The following is a 16,011-nucleotide window of genomic DNA, read 5'->3' as shown; positions in this document are numbered from 1 at the left end:
CCTAAACACCCGGTAATGGTGCGTTTTGACAAAACGTATCGCCACTGCCCATATCAAACAAGATCTTTAGCGATTCAGTTTCAATATACAGTGATAGTCCGCGCTCAACGGCTAAATCTTTCCTGTTATCCAGTCGAGAGTCATCAACCAACGTCGTTATTGTCATAGTTCCCTTTTGATTCATTTACGAATCGTACATTGTCCAACGGAAATAAGGCCTTTGACCATCCATTCGCTCAACCTCTGCACCTAACCTTTTATAGAACTCATGCGCTTTCTTATTGTGCGGACTTGCCGTCCATGAGATGTGAGAGGCGAATGATGACTCCGCTTGTGACTTTAAAGCCAGCATAAGCTCACGACCATACCCTTTTGATCTTTGATTTCCTGTAACCAATAGGTCGTCAAGCCAGATTGACGGCTCTCCACTGAAGGATGAATATCGATAGTGATACAGTGCGAAGCCAAATGGCTCACTATTCCGTTCCAATATTAACGCATGGGCAAATGCGTAATCACCAAATAGTGTGTGTTCGATTTTCTCTATAGTTGTCGAGATTTCACCGCTAAACCCTTTCATACTTCGGTCAAAGTCGGCTTTTTGTTCAATAAACTCTAACAAAACACTTGAGTCTTCTTTCGTCGCAGTCCTTACGCTCACTCTCTTCTCCATGTTTGAATTGATTCGTTATTGTCTAACGCTTGTTAATCGGCAAAAATGCCGCGTATCACGAATCAGCTTAAAGAACTTTCTGAATTTTGTTTCGCAGAAGTTATTGCTTGGGCTATTTTAGCCCTATGGTTTATTTCCCACTCAGCAAGTGTTAGTGAAGCTTCGTCGTTTGCTTTCTTTGAAGCCTTTAAGAACACCTCATCTTTTCTTGATTTAGGAATAACGACAATACCCTCTACATCAGCAACAATGATATCTCCCGTAGAGACCTTTGCTCCCCCGCAAGTGATTGGAGCACCCAATTCAGAATAAATTTCCTTCTTTCCCGGTACTGGATGAACACCTTTCGCAAAAACTGGAAACTTCATATCTGAAATTTCACTCAAATCTCGAATGACACCATCAATAATAAAGCCTTTGATGCCACGACTCTTAGCGACTGCACATACATTTCCGCCAGCTACTGCATATTCGCAATCAACTCCATCCACTACAAGAATGGACCCTTTGGGTGCTTCGTATATTGCCGAATGAAGCATTAAATTATCACCAGACGTTAACTGAACAGTAAACGCTTCCCCACAAATTCGCGGTATATTCTGCCAAAGAGGACGAATGCTAAAGTTAATAAAATGGTCGTTACTTAATATGTTCCCGTAATCGGTTGTCGCTAATTTAGAAAAATCTGACTTCATATTTTCACTCCATGTTTGAACTAATCATCACGCCATATAAAGGTGTGACGCACGCTTGTCGTTCAATGACATAAACCTAACTCAAAGATAACGTTGACCTCGAGTTCAAGTTCTAAAAAAAGACCTATTCCTGCGGATCGTTAGAATTAACTTCACGCCGGTTGCTAAAGAAATTGACGTGACGCTGCCGACTAACTGAAGCTAAGACGCCGAAAAAGACTAAACTCAACTATATGTGATTTCCAATATATTCACTAATAGACTCAGTCGCTTCAAAGGAATAACTAATTGGTAGTTTGAGGTTAAGTTGTTCGATACTAGCGGCTATCGAACCATTTGCTGACTCAAACTCTTCCCAACTGATCTTACTTACTTTTGTTACAGCTTTCGCAGCCAGTAAGAGTTGTGCAAACTCTACAGGGCTATAGCCTTGAGTCTCTGCAATAAAATGCTGCTTTTCTAAGGTTCGTCCTTGCGCCAAAAGTAAATAGAACTTCGCAATGTCGTAGACATGAACATATTGGTTATAGCCTTTAGACGGCATACCTACTTGAATCGTTTGGCTAGCGAAAGATTCTACAATTCGTTTTAGCTGACAATCCTCACCGCCATAAACCAAACTAGGACAGTAAACGATGTGCCACCTATTTCTAGTAGCGCTATGTATTGTTTCTACATCTAATCTAACGGCTTCCAAGGGTTTCAGCCTAAATTGACTCAAATCAGCGCTAGAGGCATTACCAAAGAGCCAAACACCTGATGTATGTATCTTTGTTGCACCTTTAGCGGCAAGTCGATCTAACTCAGAGAGCAACCTTTGCTCCACATCGGCAATTTCATGTGCTGAGAATTGTGACCAATGTGGACGCGCGCAATTCACAACCACATCAAAGTAGTCTTCAAAATCGTCCCTATCTAGGGGCGAAGCAACGGAAAGAGGCGTGACGATTTTGTCCCTGCCATATGTGAAAACTTCAAAGCCACTTTTTTCGAATAATAATGTAACGTGACGGCCAATGTATCCACTAGCCCCCGCAATTAATACTTTCGTTATTCCCTTATTCTCTCCATTACACATATATCTCCCTTTGAAGAAACATTCTTCAATATACGAACAGCCATTACACTCTTGGCATTTATGGGTTGTTCGCGTTAACAAGCCCCTTTGATTCCAAAAAGTATTGTGAGGTGAATAGTTAGATATCAACCTTTTCTGTGAGCCTTGCTTTCAATTTTATGCCCAACTTGATATGGGCTTTCGGTTGAACTAAAGGCTCTAAGCCAAACTGCTTCCTGGTATTATTCAATAACAAAGCCGGTAACTTTTCTTCACAGTACATAGCGTATTTTTCAAAGTACAATCTCGAGTAAGCACCATCAGCGATATCAAAGGGTTCATCAAGTTGAAGTCGCTTATGTTTGACCCAGCCTTCGAGTGAATACCAACATGATAGATATAACGGGCCCCAAAGATTCAGAAAGTGTTTTTTTGATACCAAATCATGAGTAGCAAAGTACCCCATTCTCTGCAACGCGACACTTACGGCTTGAGCGGCTTGTAATTCTTCTTTACTCCATGTCGATAAATAATCCACACTAATTTCACTCGTTACCTGACTATAAGGATCTCTTTTGTGAGCGTCAGTCACCAACCTAATCGCAGGTTTTAATGCTGACATCTCTTCCATTGCCCAATTCAACAACTCGGCATTACGACTTCGGGTCGATTCCTCAATAGACTTCGAACCTTGTTTCAGTCCAACCAGTAAGACGAAAGTTAAAATAACCATGACCATGTCCATTACACCGGAGACACCACTCCAATCAAACTCATGGAGCTTTACTGTCACTTCTTTTGAAATGTCTATTGCTGATGAAATTGTTAGAAATAAAGACGCAACAAACACCGATAGTAAGACAATGTTTAATACTATTTTTCTCATAACCTTCGTCCAAAAATTTTGTATATGGAATCAATACTGAGCTAAATGGTAACCTAAGTAATAACCAACATTAAGTAACTCTTTTAACCAGTCAAAAAAACCGTACGTATATGCTGATAAGCACTTGTTATGAGCTTTCTACTGAGGTCTATCTTCTGGATTATTACGATACCAAGCTTCGAGCAGTTCCCGACCATAGATGACTTCTGTCTGCATATGCATGTAAAGAAGGAATGCAGCCAATAGGAAAGTAACTCGATTCAACCACCTTAATGCTTGTTTACGCTCTGCATCATAGAAAAACATACTGACACCAACAAGCAAGAAAGGATAACAACCGATAAGAAGTAGCAACCAGCCAAGGTAGCTTGATATTGCCATATCTGCCATTTCCGCCCCCTAAGAGCCATTAGAAAACTCATTGTATATTAGAGTAACTATTCAGTTATTAGGAGTTCACATAATCGAGTTCCGAGGCACTTCAAATTGGGGGTTGATGCTGGGATGTTAGGCGTGAGCACCACCTAACCGAAACCATTACACCGCAAACACAAAACTCGACCGAAACTAAAAAATGCCGAGCGGTGTGAATTAGTCTTAAGCTAATAAAAACTAAGTGCTACTCTCCACTTTCAAAGTGGGCAAATACTTCTGCACCAGTCATATTTTGCGTTTCATTTTTAAATTCGTAGTATTCGGGCTTTTCATCAATGAATATTTGATGAGTTAATTTGTAGTCATCCCCAGACATCAATAAACCGACAGGAAGATGATACTGATTATTTGGCACCAAAAAGTAAAACAAATGGGTACCACATTTACTGCAGAACCCCCTCTCAGCCCAATCGGACGACTTATATCTCACTACATTTGATTCACCTGATATTTTGACGGAATCAGAGCAATCAATGACTAACATCGGACCGCCAGACCAATTTCTACACATATTACAATGACAAGCCCCCAATTCATTACTGGCGTACTCTACTTCCAACTTAACCGAGCCACATAGGCACTTTCCTTTACCTTTCATGAATCCTCCAATCTCTGCAATGTGTGTAAATGAATAGCCGATAACGCTTTTTATACCGATGACTTAATAAGAAAGGCTATTTTTTGTTCCCCTTCTCCGACAGATACGCGGCGTACTTTTTAGAGATCCATTTATGAATATGAAGCCCTGTTTTACGAACAAGATACCAATCTATCGCAACTAGAATCACCAAACCGATTACAGTACCCATTATAGAACCTCCATGCTCATTGAAATGTCACTCTAGCAACTGGTTAAGAAAATCACCGTGAACCTAGACATACTATCAATGCAAGTTGGATGAATTAGCGCGGTCTAATGTTTTCGGCCACACGCCACAACACACCACTTGGGTCAGTGATACAAAACTCAAGCATTCCCCAAGGCTGCTCAACAACCTCGGAAACGGTAACTTCAAATTCCGACACTACATTAGAGTTTTGGATGTGTTGATACCAACTTTTTACGTCTTCAACCAGCAAGTGCATCATGTAATTGTGACAGTGCGCAGGTTCATAAAAGTTTTGCAGAAGGAAGGCACAACTGCCGTGACGCAGATAGGCGATATCGTGAAATTCAGACATCACTTCGAAGCCGATTGACTGGTAAAAACGCTTAGATAAATCGAAGTCTTTCGCGGGTACGAAAGACTTAATCTCTGAGACTTTGAGGTTTTCCATCCTACATCCTTATAGTGTTGATGTTCTGGTGCTGACACGCTTAACGCTTTAAGTAGTTACGGCGTTTATTCAGAGCCTTGCTGAAATGAGTCGACTTCGGCTTTGGTTAAATAACGCCACTGGCCTGCTTCAACATCTAAACGAACATCACCAATCTGTTCACGGTGTAGGCCAACAACTCGATTCCCTACCGCAGCAAACATTCGTTTCACTTGATGAAACTTACCTTCTGTAATGGTCAACAGCACTTCTTTACTGGTAATTACTTCGAGTTCTGCCGGACGCGTCAGATTTTGTTCGCCCTGCAATTTAACGCCCGCTTTGAACTTGCCAGCGACATCATCTTTGATATCTCGTGACAATGTCACGCGATACACCTTCTTACATGACTTAGTAGGTAGCGTGATGTTGAATGACCATCGCCCATCATCGGTAATCAAGACTAAGCCTGTTGTGTCTGCATCTAAGCGTCCTGCGATGTGCAGTTCTGATGCTTTGTCTATCTCGATGTAGTTGAACAGAGAAGGATAAACTTCGTCGATATTTGAACAGATTGTACCCGCAGGCTTGTGCATTAAGAGGTAACGAAATTCCCGTAACTGAAGAGGCGTGCCACTTAACAATATGTTGTTGCTTTCATGAACCTGAGTCGATTCATCGGTAACAGTCTCACTGTTTACGTTCACCTCGCCATTATGAATTCGTTCAATCGCTTCTGGCTTAGTGAGGTCTGTGCTTTTACAAAGGTATTTATCGAGGCGCATTAATTGTCTGCACCACATTTTGCGCATGGCTTGTAGGTACGTTCGCCTTGAGCAATCACCACATAGTCTCGAACGCAGTGATCACATAGCGCCAACTTTGGGTAAGCGTCTTTCTGTTTCTTTGCGTTAATGTCGCCTTCGGTGGTGTATATGGTTCTCATTTTTATGCCTTTGTTTTAATAACTTGCTAGGCGCAAATTGTATCACTGTTTACAGCCTTGTTTGGAGTAGTGTTAGGTAGTTAAAGCAATATTAAGTACTTCTATTTTAGGCTTCTTTCCCGAAGCAGTTTAACCATGAACAACAAAGTCAACGTGCCACGCCTATCAGTGGTAAAATGATAAAAGCTCACCAACCAATGAAGTCACTAATGAAAAATTGTAATCAATGCGGAAAATGCTGTATCAAATATGGAGATGGTGACCTTGCCGCGACTCAAGAAGAGATTGATTTGTGGGAGCTGTTCAACCCAGACATCTTTGAATATGTTCGCGGTAGTGAGATCTGGTTTGATCCTAAATCTGGCGAACGTTTAAGTCGTTGCCCTTTCCTAGAAGTTGTTCCAACAAAAGATAAAAATGCCCAGGCGAAATATACGTGCAGCATTTACTTAGACCGACCTGAAGATTGCCGCCACTATCCCAGCCTAATTAATGAGATGGTACGAGATGAGTGTGAAATGATTGAGGTGGTGGATTTACAAGACACGAAGAAAGCTCAAAGGAAACTCGACCTGTTGATGAAAGACAGCCGCCCTTCAAGCTATTCGTAAGCGATGATCTTTTGAAGATCAATTTTCAGCATTAGCTAATATGCACTAATACAGCTGATAGATGCTAAAACCTTAAGCCAAATACTGGTTCGCTTCTAACCAATCAAGCGCAACCAGTGCCGCCAATGAACATACCGCTCTGTCGTTGCCATCCACAAATTTAAGCTCTTCGATTTCAGCATCTGGAGACAGTTCGCCCGTATAATCAGCAAGATAACACGTCAATTGTACCGATACGCCTTCTGCTTTGCCATCAGCTTGGCCTGTAAAGGTCTCAACGTATTTGATGGAGTCTGACACTAAATCGACCGAGATCTCTTCTTTGATTTCGCGAACCAGTGCTTGTTCGTCACTTTCGCCAGCTTCACGCTTACCACCCGGTAGGTAGAACAGTTCTTTGCCTTTTGATCTCACCATCAACAACTTGCCGTCTTTAATGAATATCCAAGCCAGCTTATCAATTACCTTATGCATGTCGTTAGACCTTATTCTGTTTTAATTCTCGTTATTACTGAATCTAGCCACACCATTAGTCGCGACCAAACAAAGCCTGCGTATGTTACACGCTGCAATGAATATACTCTATTGAATCGAATAGGAAATATCATAACCAAAACGAAAAATGACAGCGTTCGAGACAATGCTCATCAACTGTCATTGGCGATGTTTACGAACTGCTCTCTAGCTGCCCGCGAATAGTCTCAATCGACTAGCCACTTAAGCGCAGAGTCATGGTCTTCGAATGATTTTATCTCACCAGACACAAACCAGTTCCCTACTTTTGAAGCGAATTCTTGCCAGCTTTTATCACCATAAATCGCGATTTTGTCTATCTTCGAATTGAGCTCTAATCCAAGTTTGAAATCATCCCAAGCAGCACGTAACTCCCAACCCGTTAAGGTGGAGATGTCAACCAGCATCTTGAGTTTCGATGAATCGAGTTCTTCTAGCGTGGTATTTAGAATTGGCATCATGGCTTGATAGTCATCATGTGTGAGTTTGCCTTTCGCTTTAAACACAACAATGATTTCACCACTAACACGTTCAATTCCAACCGATATTCCGTGACGTTCGATGCTCATAATCTAGCCCTCATAGTGGAAACTAAAGTTAGCTTAGAAGATTAAACAGCAAAGAGATGAGAGGCTTGCGTCAAAAAGGACAAGCATCCAAACAAGTTTTAGTTACTGACCATTTAACGACGCTTAATCGCAACGACCGAGTAAGTGTGCCAATGCTTCATCCTACCCAACGACGTGAGTGCTTGTTCGTCTCGCTCATGGAATCGAACTATCTCGAAATCGTTGAACAAGCCGAGTACTTTGGCTTTCGTTAACGGTGTTGTTGGGGTTCGATAGCCACGAGCCCAACTGTCATCAACGCCCATGAAATCACCCGCAAATACGCCACCCACTTCAAGACAGTTTTCAATATTGTGCCAAACCTCGTCAAAACAGGTTGGCTCAGCAAAAAACAGACTCGAATTAGCAATCACTACACCAGATTTCGGGTAATCATAGTGTTCAAATCCACTTTCAGATATCTCGACCAAAGATTTGCGACCAAAACGATCCCGACATAGTGCAATGGCATCAGGATTAACGTCGAAGCCGTACACCTGATACGCTTGCTGTTCTAAAAAGGCGATATCACTACCTGTTCCACATCCACAATCGATCGCAACATTTAAGCCTGACTCATTCAGTTTAATTGCGAACTCAGTCCTCTTTAAATGAGGTTTGCTTAGTGCCTTTTGGTAATACTGGCACCAGATCTCTGAATGATCATCCATGGCTCTTCTCCAACAATTCGCTTAGGCTTTGAACTTGTACGATATTCGGTTGCCCTGACTTAAGAGCAGTGCCTTCTGTGTTCAACCACACCGCTTTCAAACCCGCTTCAAGTGCTGGGTAAATATCTTTGTCTAAGGTGTCACCTACCATGGTGATATCTTGTGGTGCAACACCGAGTTTGGTAATGATGGCAGGATAAAAGCCCGAATCGAACTTAGAAAAACCAATGCTCGCCTTACAAAAGTAACCCAATATATATTGAGAAAGGCCAACACGCTCAAAGGCTCGAATGATGTCGTCTTCACTAGAATCACCAGCATTGGTGGCAACATAGATTTGGTGATTTTGGGAGAGTTCAGCCAGTAATGCGCGAGCACCACTCACTTCTTGTACGGTTTCCCAGTCACACATCTTCCCTTGTGCGTCTGGGAAATCGACCATCAGCGTATTGCCCCAGTCGAATAAGACTACTTTTGTTAATTCGATTAGCTTTGTCATCTTGCCTCCTGCGTTAGCCATCGCACCTTTAAAAACTATCGCGGCATTAACTGCCATCTCTTTGATAGGACAGAATGTTGTCGAAAGCGATATCGAAGTAGAGTTCGTAGCTATTTTGTTCAACATAGCCCAAATGTGGAGTTGCCGTGACGTTAGGTAAGGATAATAGAGGTTCGGCGTCTGTTGTTACTGGCTCACAATCGAACACATCAATAGCAGCTGTTTTGGTCGGCATCTCGCGTAGTTCATGATACAAGGCCATAGGTTCAACTAACTCGGCACGGCTGATGTTCACAAACAGTGAGTCCGGCTTCATCAAGCTCAGGTCGTGTGCCGTAACACATCCTCTAGTGACATCATTCAAACGCAAATGCAAAGAAAGCACATCAACCTCTCGAAAGAAGTCTTGTTTAGTTATTGCAGCTCCGAAGCCATCTGCTTGTGCTTGATCGCGTGAAGCTTGGCTTCCCCACACTACCACAGACATCCCAAATGCTTTGGCATATTGTGCAATGCATTTTCCGATTTTTCCGTAGCCCCAAATACCTAGCTTCAAGCCCTTCAAAGTTCGACCTAACCCTAACGAGCCAGAATCCTGCCACTGGTTCTGTTTAAGGTTTGAAGCATAAGTCGGAATGTGGCGCGATGCAGCCATAATCAACGCCCAGCATAATTCAGAGGGTGCGACAGGTGAACCGCGCCCTTCTAATACTTTCACGCCAAAACGCTCACACATTTGAACGTTAATATGATTACTCACTTTGCCCGTCTGGCTAATCAGCTTGATGTTTGGGAGCTGCGATAACAAAGATTCGGTGATCTCGGTTCTTTCACGAATGAGCACAATGGCTTCAAACGGGACCAACTTAGCGACGAGCTCTTGCTCTGAGTAAGTCTCGGTAAATACAGTCACATCGTGTTGTTCGAGTTTGTTGAAGCAATCGAGGTCTTTAACGACGTTCTGGTAGTCATCCAATATCGCTATTTTCACATCACTCTCCTTGTGATTGTTAATCTTCTGGCGTTAGTCAAATGGAGGCTAAAGTGCCAAGCCTTACGAATCAACATGGCACTCACTGGGGCTTCTGATAAACCACTTTGAAACGCTCCAACATAAGTAACATGTCTTCACTTGGTGATATCTTGAGTTCTTCACATTCACGTGAGAAGAAGTTCCAGTGTGCTTTTCTCCACCATTCTAGTGTTTTGTCCCCCTCGCCTTCTGCAGCAGCAAACTCCGCACTCACTTCGTTGTATTTGCACGACGACACCGACGTGATCTCAACAATACAGACGGGCTCACCATCCCAATCGGTGACGACTTGCAAGTGACCAACGATGGGTCTCGTCTCGCCTTCATGGGTATACCAGTGTTCAAGGCCGCAGGACGCCTGTTTTTCACCTTTTAAAATCAACTGCGCGCAGAGGTTGGCGTTGTACTCGTCGGCGCAGTAATAATCAGCACTAAAGGAGGTGTATTGCGAGGCAACGTCTGCTGGCAATGTGTTGAGGTAGCTATCAAGATAAGCTTGGCTTCTTTCTTCCATGATCTTTCCAAATTCAATATTAGGTTGAGCCGATAAATACTTATAGATTAAGCATCTGGCTGCATTGGGAGTAACCTATCAAGTCAGGTTATTGCTGTAAACCGAGTGAATATCAAAATGTGGGCTGAGAAAGAAGAGTATGGGTAGGATTTCGAGGCCAGTACAAGAAGAGCCAAAAAGTAAAAAGAGCTAAAAGCGCCTTTAGGCTGTGCTTTTAGCTCTTCGTATCTCGTTACTAGTACCTCGTAACTGAGAAGGAAATTAACGGTTCAAGAAGTCGACCGCTTTGTCCGGGAAGTCGGTAAACACACCATCGACTTTGACTTGGTTGTAGAAAACGTCCAACATGCCATCAAAGTTATCAGCATAAGCTGGGATTCTTCCTGGGTCAGCACGGAACGTGTACGGGTGAACATCTAAGCCCGCGTCTTTTGCTGACTTCATCAATGGTTTAATAATGATGTTATCTTTGGTTGATGCATCGTCCACCAGCATAGGTTTCCAAGGACCAATGCCATCAGCATAGCTAGCGACTTTTGCCATTCCGCCCTTCTCAAACATCCAGTCATAGCTGTACGGCGTCGCTTTATCGCCCTTGTAAGTCATGGTTTCATTCCAATCTGTATAAGCCACCAACTGAACGAGCTTAAGATCCATTTCCATCGCTGGCATAAGTTCATCATTGATGCGTTGAAGTTCATTGGCGTCGAAACACTGCAAGTACACCTTGTCGTCTTTCGATAGATACCCATATTGTTGCAAGGTGGCAAGCACAGCTTTAGAGATGTCTTTGCCTTCGTGACGATGGAACCAAGGTGCTTTAATTTCAGGATAGATGCCCACGTCATAACCGAGCGTCTTGTTTAGACCTTGGATCAATTCAATTTCTTCTGCAAATGTGGCAACACGAAAATCAGACTGCCACATAGAGAAGCGTGCTGGGAACCCAGCCACTCGATTACCTTGGTCATCTAGGTTAAAGCCTTCAGTCACTTTTAATGATTTGATCTCGGCAAGCGTAAAATCAATCGCGTAATAGCGGCCATCTGCTCGTGCACGGTCTGGAAATCGGTCAGCAACATCAGTGACGCGATCTAAATAGTGATCATGCAGTACCACCAATTGGTCATCTTTTGTCATCACGACATCTTGTTCGATGTAGTCAGGTTTCATTGCGTAAGCGAGTGCTTTAGCCGGTAATGTATGCTCGGGTAAATAACCAGAAGCACCGCGATGTGCAATCACTAAAGGGTCAGCGAACGCATTTGCAGATAAGCTAAGTGCTAATAAAGTCAGAGACAGTTACGTTGTTTTCATTATTGTTTCCCTTGATAAAACAGAAGCAGGATATACCTGCCTCTGTTGTTATTAGTATGGTGTGGTTCAGCTAATAAACTACTGAGTTAGAGCTTCTTTCTCTCGTTCGAGATCTTTTTGTTTATGGTGTGCGCGCTCACCGAGGAAGGCGTAAAGCAGACAAATTATTGAAGCAACACAAGCTCCGACCAAAATCATGAAGCCGCCATCCCAGCCGTAATGGTCAACCATGAAACCAAGCACGGCATTGGCAGCAACTGCCCCGCCTAGGTAACCAAACAAACCGGTTAAGCCAGCTGCTGTTCCCGCCGCTTTCTTAGGTGCAAGTTCAAGTGCATACAAGCCAATTAGCATTACTGGTCCATAGATAAGGAAACCAATCGCGATAAGTGCCAGCATATCAACCGTTGGGTTACCTGCCGGATTTAGCCAGTACACCAATACTGCAACAGTTACGAGAACCATAAACAGGATCCCTGCTGGAGCGCGTCGACCTTTGAACAATTTATCTGAAATCCAACCACACAATAACGTCCCAGGAATACCTGCCCACTCATACAGGAAATAGGCCCAAGAAGATTTATCTACTGAGAAGTCTTTTGCTTCTTTTAAGTAAACTGGAGCCCAATCGAGTACGCCATAGCGGATAAGGTATACAAACGCGTTAGCAATCGCGATTGACCACAGTAACTTGTTAGAGAAAACGTACTTAAAGAAGATCTCTTTCGCCGTCATTTCTTTCTCGTGAGACGTATCGTAGTCGTCTGGGTAATCGTCTTTGTGTTCTTCAATCGGTGGTAGTCCACAAGATTGAGGCGTGTCTCTTACCGTAAACCAAACGAAGATAGCAACGAGAGTGGCAAAAAATGCAGGAACATAAAAAGCGGTTCGCCAATCATCGTTAAAAGCCCACAGTCCCAATAAGAACATCGGGCCAATCAAGCCGCCGCCCACGTTGTGAGCAACGTTCCATACCGATACGATCTCGCCACGTTCTTTGCGTGACCACCAGTGAACCATGGTTCGCCCACAAGCTGGCCAGCCCATGCCCTGAAACCAACCATTCAAGAACAGCAGAATAAACATCGCAGTGATGCTGCCTGTCGCCCATGGCATGAATCCGAAGCAGAACATGACCAATGCCGACATTAACAAGCCGCCACTGAGAAAATAACGAGGATTAGAGCGATCAGAAACACTGCCCATTAAAAACTTAGATAAACCGTAAGCGATGGATACTGCAGCTAAAGCAATCCCTAGCTCTCCTCGACTGTACCCTTGTTCAATCAGGTATGGCATCGCCAAACTGAAGTTTTTGCGGACTAAATAGTACCCCGCATAACCAACAAAGATACCGAGAAAAAGCTGCCATCGTAATCGTGTGTAGGTGCTATCGATCTTATCGGTAGATAAGCGATCGATATGCGCCATAGGTTTGAATATTCCAAACATAGGAACCTCATGTGTATTGGGCGATAGAAATAAAATGCTCGAACGAAAAAAGTGTAGCGCTCATTCGAAAGCCTGGGAATTGTATGTGCTTCAGGATTATTTTCTGTGATAGAGATAGCCATTAACAAAAAATAACCTTAAATACAGCACTTTAGTTTAATTTAATTAGACTACGCTTCATGTTTTTGTTTTTGATGGGTTAATTTATCAGCAGTAATTTCGAATGTGAATCAACCCAAAACGAGCGAGCGAACATAAATCAACCAGCAGTAAGCGCATTATTCCTACGTATGCATAGTAGACGTCGACAAGTTTAATAAGCTTTGTGAAGTTATGGAGGTGGTTATTGGTTAAACAAGTTCGCCAGCATTAATGCAAACAAAAAGGGCCTAGATTTCTCTAGACCCTTTCAAGTAATAACTCTTAGTGACTTTATGTTTGCTAATTAGGCAAAACATTTGCTAACTACACGAAGCATTAGCGCGTCACACAAAGCGATTATTCTTCGATGTAAAAAGCTTCTACAGAGCCTTTTAGAGTAATAAGCATTGGCTGACCAAAGCGATCTAGCGCTTTTGGAGAAGGGATCTTAACCCAACCTTCGCTGATGCAGTATTCTTCAACATCAGTACGCTCTTTACCATTTAGACGAATGCCGATTGGGTATTCGAAACACTCAGCAACGTGGTGTGGGCTGCGTGGGTTACCTGCAAGATGATCTGGTAAAGCTGGTCTTGAATTAGTATCGCTCATGTTCATTACCTGTATGTACGTAAATAAAAAAAGTGCGTCATTCTAGTCAATATAGGCTTTGTGCTCAACAACTGCTGCAATAAATCGTCTTGATCGTTTTAATCAACAGCGAGTTGTTTGATTAAAAGGCGATATGGGCACTTTTTCAAACGAAAATTTAACAGGATTAAACTTGTTGATAAAGAGATAGGTTCAATACTCGATAGGTAGATAACCTAATAGTCGGCTTTGCTCTGAGCTTATCGAATAAGATCTATACTCATCACTTTATGGTTTGCTTCTGAGTCGATATCGACGACTGACCAACCTAACCCTTGGTAGAGTTCCATTACATTGGTGTACACGTACAGTTGAGTTTGTACTGTAGAAGAAGCCTGTTTTACACCACGATTAATCAATTCACTCGCAATGCCTTGCCCACGCCATAGAGGGTCAACAAACACTGCGTTGATCCACACCACATCCCGAACTTGATGAGGTTCCTGAAAGTGGGAATACGCCAATCCACCAATGACCACATTATCTCGCAGTACTACTATTACTGGAGGGAGTTGTACATTTTCTTTATAGGTATCCCTAAACTGGAAATCAGACCATTCACTTTGAAGCAAGCGCTCTAATTCACTCCAATATGGCGAACTTTCATCGCAATTTCTAAAGATTACTTTCTGCATGTTTCCGTCCTTTGAAAGGGAGTAATTTGGCCATCCTAGCCTTGGTTTATATCAGTGTAGGTAAAGTTACTCTTCTTCGTCGTAATCGTCTGCAGGGTCTTGATTGATTTCTTCGCCACACCCTAAGCATTCGGCTTGCAAATCTGTTGGCATGACAATAATCAAACCACAATGCGGACATAAATCGCCTTGTTGAAACATCCAGCTATTCCTTCTACTTCATGGCTATTGCTTAGGATAGTTTTGCTTACTCGCTTCTAACCAGTCATGGATGACTTGGCGAGCCGACTCGGATGGCGGTGCATTTCGTTTTCCGCAAATTTGGTCAATCTCAAACGGAAACGCTTTGCTCGGGACACGACGTAAACCTATGGTTAAACGCTGAGGTTTGAACATGCGAAATACCACATAGCGGTCGCTCATGATTCGATTGTGATAAACACCAATGCAGTGTTTTTGCTCCATGCCTTCTTTTTCAAGGTCGTAGTAATCAGTAAGCGGATGAATATTGTCGTTACCTAGCAAAGGAACCGGGTAAGGAATGTCTTTATCCATTGGGCGGTTACCCTCTAAACGGCGCAGTTGACGTTGCTCTGTCCATCGATCGTGAAGTTGTTCGAACATCGCAAAGGAGTTTTGACTTGTGATAGCACGCAGTGGATCATCCATCTCCAAATCTTGCCCCAATAGTATCGCGTCTTGGAACATCGCCATCTTTGAAGGGGCATTGAGCCTGCCCTCTTCAACCATGGCAATCCCTAATCGACTGCCAGTTAGAAATGGATGAACTTGGTCCAAACGCAGCGCTGTGTACCCAACTTTTGAGTAATGCTTAAATTTAAGTACACGTCTTTGCAATGGCTCGAGAATGCGAACAATGTGGTCAAGCTCATCACCAACGTTGTAATGAAGCTCTAACTTGTCGATAAACTTGAGCGTTGCTTTACTACTGTCTAAGCCGAGTTTAGCTAAGATCTTCTTTTGCCCTAAACGACTCAGTTGCAATGCTTTTTTGTTATCGACACTGTGTTTCATGCAGATCAAAGCCAAAATAACAGGCCTTAATTCAAGCAATTGCGCGGCTTCATAGGTGTTCGCTGCAAGCCACAGCATCTGGTATTGGTACTCTGGAAAGTCGTCAGTAATTTCACGATAACGCGCCGGCAACGAATCTAACCAACGACCATTAACATCAAACTGTTCAACAAGGTTGAGGCTCAGCCCAATCCCCCCATCAAGCGGTCGTCTACCATCTTCAAACACATGAAAGCCGACCAGCTTTTGAGACCAATCTCGGATCTCAATATCGTAGTCGAAACCTAATGTTCGAGTGGGAATGGTTAGTAGTGCTGTCATTGATGCCTCTTCGTTATGGCGTGTTAGTCTGTCGTTCGAAGCAAAGCCACTACTGAGCATA

General features: G+C 43.0%; 23 protein-coding genes and 1 pseudogene. 1 reads left to right on the top strand and 23 read right to left on the bottom strand.

Translation table 11 applies throughout. From position 1 onward, the window contains the following. Positions 1–4: 4 nt before the first annotated feature. From K08M4_RS07080 to K08M4_RS22085, 11 genes and pseudogenes are all read right to left on the bottom strand, one after another. Positions 5–166, bottom strand: a pseudogene (locus K08M4_RS07080) (MBL fold metallo-hydrolase); the annotation flags it as partial. Positions 167–184: 18 nt separating this feature from the next. After that, entirely contained in the window at positions 185–673 is a 489-nt protein-coding gene (locus tag K08M4_RS07075) for a GNAT family N-acetyltransferase (protein ID WP_086049355.1), read from the bottom strand. Positions 674–735: 62 nt separating this feature from the next. Next, the gene (locus K08M4_RS07070; RefSeq protein ID WP_086049354.1) at positions 736–1,368 is read right to left on the bottom strand and encodes an RraA family protein; all 633 of its coding nucleotides are present in this window, start codon (positions 1,366–1,368) and stop codon (positions 736–738) included. A 229-nt stretch (positions 1,369–1,597) separates the two neighbouring features. Beyond that, positions 1,598–2,446 carry an NAD-dependent epimerase/dehydratase family protein gene (locus tag K08M4_RS07065; RefSeq protein WP_086049353.1) on the bottom strand — a complete coding sequence of 283 codons (849 nt, stop codon included), beginning with the start codon at positions 2,444–2,446 and terminating at the stop codon, positions 1,598–1,600. A gap of 118 nt (positions 2,447–2,564) precedes the next feature. Further along, a complete protein-coding gene (locus tag K08M4_RS07060) occupies positions 2,565–3,311 on the bottom strand; it encodes a hypothetical protein (protein WP_086049352.1) in 747 nt (248 codons plus the stop codon). Between the two features lie 138 nt (positions 3,312–3,449). Next, entirely contained in the window at positions 3,450–3,701 is a 252-nt protein-coding gene (locus tag K08M4_RS07055) for a hypothetical protein (RefSeq protein ID WP_086049351.1), read from the bottom strand. A 229-nt stretch (positions 3,702–3,930) separates the two neighbouring features. Beyond that, the gene (locus K08M4_RS07050) at positions 3,931–4,344 is read right to left on the bottom strand and encodes a GFA family protein (RefSeq protein ID WP_086049350.1); all 414 of its coding nucleotides are present in this window, start codon (positions 4,342–4,344) and stop codon (positions 3,931–3,933) included. Positions 4,345–4,420: 76 nt separating this feature from the next. Continuing rightward, complete coding sequence (locus K08M4_RS22410; protein WP_086049349.1) at positions 4,421–4,555, bottom strand: hypothetical protein; 135 nt, start codon at positions 4,553–4,555, stop codon at positions 4,421–4,423. Positions 4,556–4,649: 94 nt separating this feature from the next. Then, positions 4,650–5,024, bottom strand: coding sequence for a VOC family protein (locus tag K08M4_RS07040; RefSeq protein WP_017059214.1), 375 nt, complete (start codon positions 5,022–5,024; stop codon positions 4,650–4,652). A 65-nt stretch (positions 5,025–5,089) separates the two neighbouring features. Next, a complete protein-coding gene (locus K08M4_RS07035) occupies positions 5,090–5,815 on the bottom strand; it encodes a pseudouridine synthase (protein WP_086049348.1) in 726 nt (241 codons plus the stop codon). Further along, positions 5,788–5,949, bottom strand: a complete 162-nt coding sequence (locus tag K08M4_RS22085) for a hypothetical protein (RefSeq protein ID WP_086049347.1) — start codon at positions 5,947–5,949, stop codon at positions 5,788–5,790. Before K08M4_RS22085 ends, K08M4_RS07035 begins: the two co-directional genes overlap by 28 nt. A gap of 209 nt (positions 5,950–6,158) precedes the next feature. On the opposite strand from K08M4_RS22085, the gene K08M4_RS07025 reads away from it, so the two are divergent. Continuing rightward, positions 6,159–6,560, top strand: coding sequence for a YkgJ family cysteine cluster protein (locus K08M4_RS07025; protein WP_086049346.1), 402 nt, complete (start codon positions 6,159–6,161; stop codon positions 6,558–6,560). Positions 6,561–6,632: 72 nt separating this feature from the next. Here K08M4_RS07025 and K08M4_RS07020 read toward each other — a convergent pair whose 3' ends face one another. The 12 genes from K08M4_RS07020 to K08M4_RS06970 form a co-directional block, all read right to left on the bottom strand. Continuing rightward, positions 6,633–7,034: an NUDIX hydrolase gene (locus K08M4_RS07020; RefSeq protein WP_010441089.1), complete on the bottom strand. Its 402-nt coding sequence runs from the start codon at positions 7,032–7,034 to the stop codon at positions 6,633–6,635. A gap of 227 nt (positions 7,035–7,261) precedes the next feature. Continuing rightward, positions 7,262–7,642, bottom strand: coding sequence for a SpoIIAA family protein (locus tag K08M4_RS07015; protein ID WP_086049345.1), 381 nt, complete (start codon positions 7,640–7,642; stop codon positions 7,262–7,264). Positions 7,643–7,755: 113 nt separating this feature from the next. Then, on the bottom strand, positions 7,756–8,352 hold the full coding sequence (locus tag K08M4_RS07010; RefSeq protein ID WP_086049344.1) for a class I SAM-dependent methyltransferase: 597 nt from the start codon (positions 8,350–8,352) through the stop codon (positions 7,756–7,758). Then, the gene (locus tag K08M4_RS07005) at positions 8,345–8,851 is read right to left on the bottom strand and encodes an HAD family hydrolase (protein WP_086050403.1); all 507 of its coding nucleotides are present in this window, start codon (positions 8,849–8,851) and stop codon (positions 8,345–8,347) included. Before K08M4_RS07005 ends, K08M4_RS07010 begins: the two co-directional genes overlap by 8 nt. 46 nt (positions 8,852–8,897) lie before the next feature. Continuing rightward, positions 8,898–9,842 carry a D-2-hydroxyacid dehydrogenase family protein gene (locus K08M4_RS07000; RefSeq protein ID WP_086049343.1) on the bottom strand — a complete coding sequence of 315 codons (945 nt, stop codon included), beginning with the start codon at positions 9,840–9,842 and terminating at the stop codon, positions 8,898–8,900. An 82-nt stretch (positions 9,843–9,924) separates the two neighbouring features. After that, the gene (locus tag K08M4_RS06995; protein WP_017086294.1) at positions 9,925–10,398 is read right to left on the bottom strand and encodes an ASCH domain-containing protein; all 474 of its coding nucleotides are present in this window, start codon (positions 10,396–10,398) and stop codon (positions 9,925–9,927) included. 261 nt (positions 10,399–10,659) lie between these two features. Further along, positions 10,660–11,700, bottom strand: coding sequence for a glycerophosphodiester phosphodiesterase (gene glpQ / locus K08M4_RS06990; RefSeq protein ID WP_232460238.1), 1,041 nt, complete (start codon positions 11,698–11,700; stop codon positions 10,660–10,662). Between the two features lie 93 nt (positions 11,701–11,793). Further along, positions 11,794–13,167 (bottom strand): glycerol-3-phosphate transporter, encoded by a 1,374-nt coding sequence (gene glpT / locus K08M4_RS06985; protein ID WP_017083570.1) that lies wholly within the window; start codon positions 13,165–13,167, stop codon positions 11,794–11,796. Between the two features lie 498 nt (positions 13,168–13,665). Further along, on the bottom strand, positions 13,666–13,920 hold the full coding sequence (locus tag K08M4_RS06980) for a DUF3297 family protein (RefSeq protein ID WP_198299316.1): 255 nt from the start codon (positions 13,918–13,920) through the stop codon (positions 13,666–13,668). A gap of 239 nt (positions 13,921–14,159) precedes the next feature. Continuing rightward, positions 14,160–14,594 carry a GNAT family N-acetyltransferase gene (locus K08M4_RS06975; protein ID WP_086049341.1) on the bottom strand — a complete coding sequence of 145 codons (435 nt, stop codon included), beginning with the start codon at positions 14,592–14,594 and terminating at the stop codon, positions 14,160–14,162. 66 nt (positions 14,595–14,660) lie between these two features. Continuing rightward, on the bottom strand, positions 14,661–14,795 hold the full coding sequence (locus K08M4_RS22405) for a hypothetical protein (protein WP_009846853.1): 135 nt from the start codon (positions 14,793–14,795) through the stop codon (positions 14,661–14,663). A gap of 24 nt (positions 14,796–14,819) precedes the next feature. Beyond that, on the bottom strand, positions 14,820–15,950 hold the full coding sequence (locus tag K08M4_RS06970; RefSeq protein WP_086050402.1) for a PcfJ domain-containing protein: 1,131 nt from the start codon (positions 15,948–15,950) through the stop codon (positions 14,820–14,822). Positions 15,951–16,011: the final 61 nt, after the last annotated feature.

It is taken from the genome of Vibrio syngnathi (genome assembly GCF_002119525.1).
GTDB classification, from domain to species: Bacteria; Pseudomonadota; Gammaproteobacteria; order Enterobacterales; family Vibrionaceae; genus Vibrio; species Vibrio syngnathi.
The sequence above is the reverse complement of the archived record's forward strand: the minus strand, read 5'-3'. Positions and strand labels throughout refer to the sequence as shown.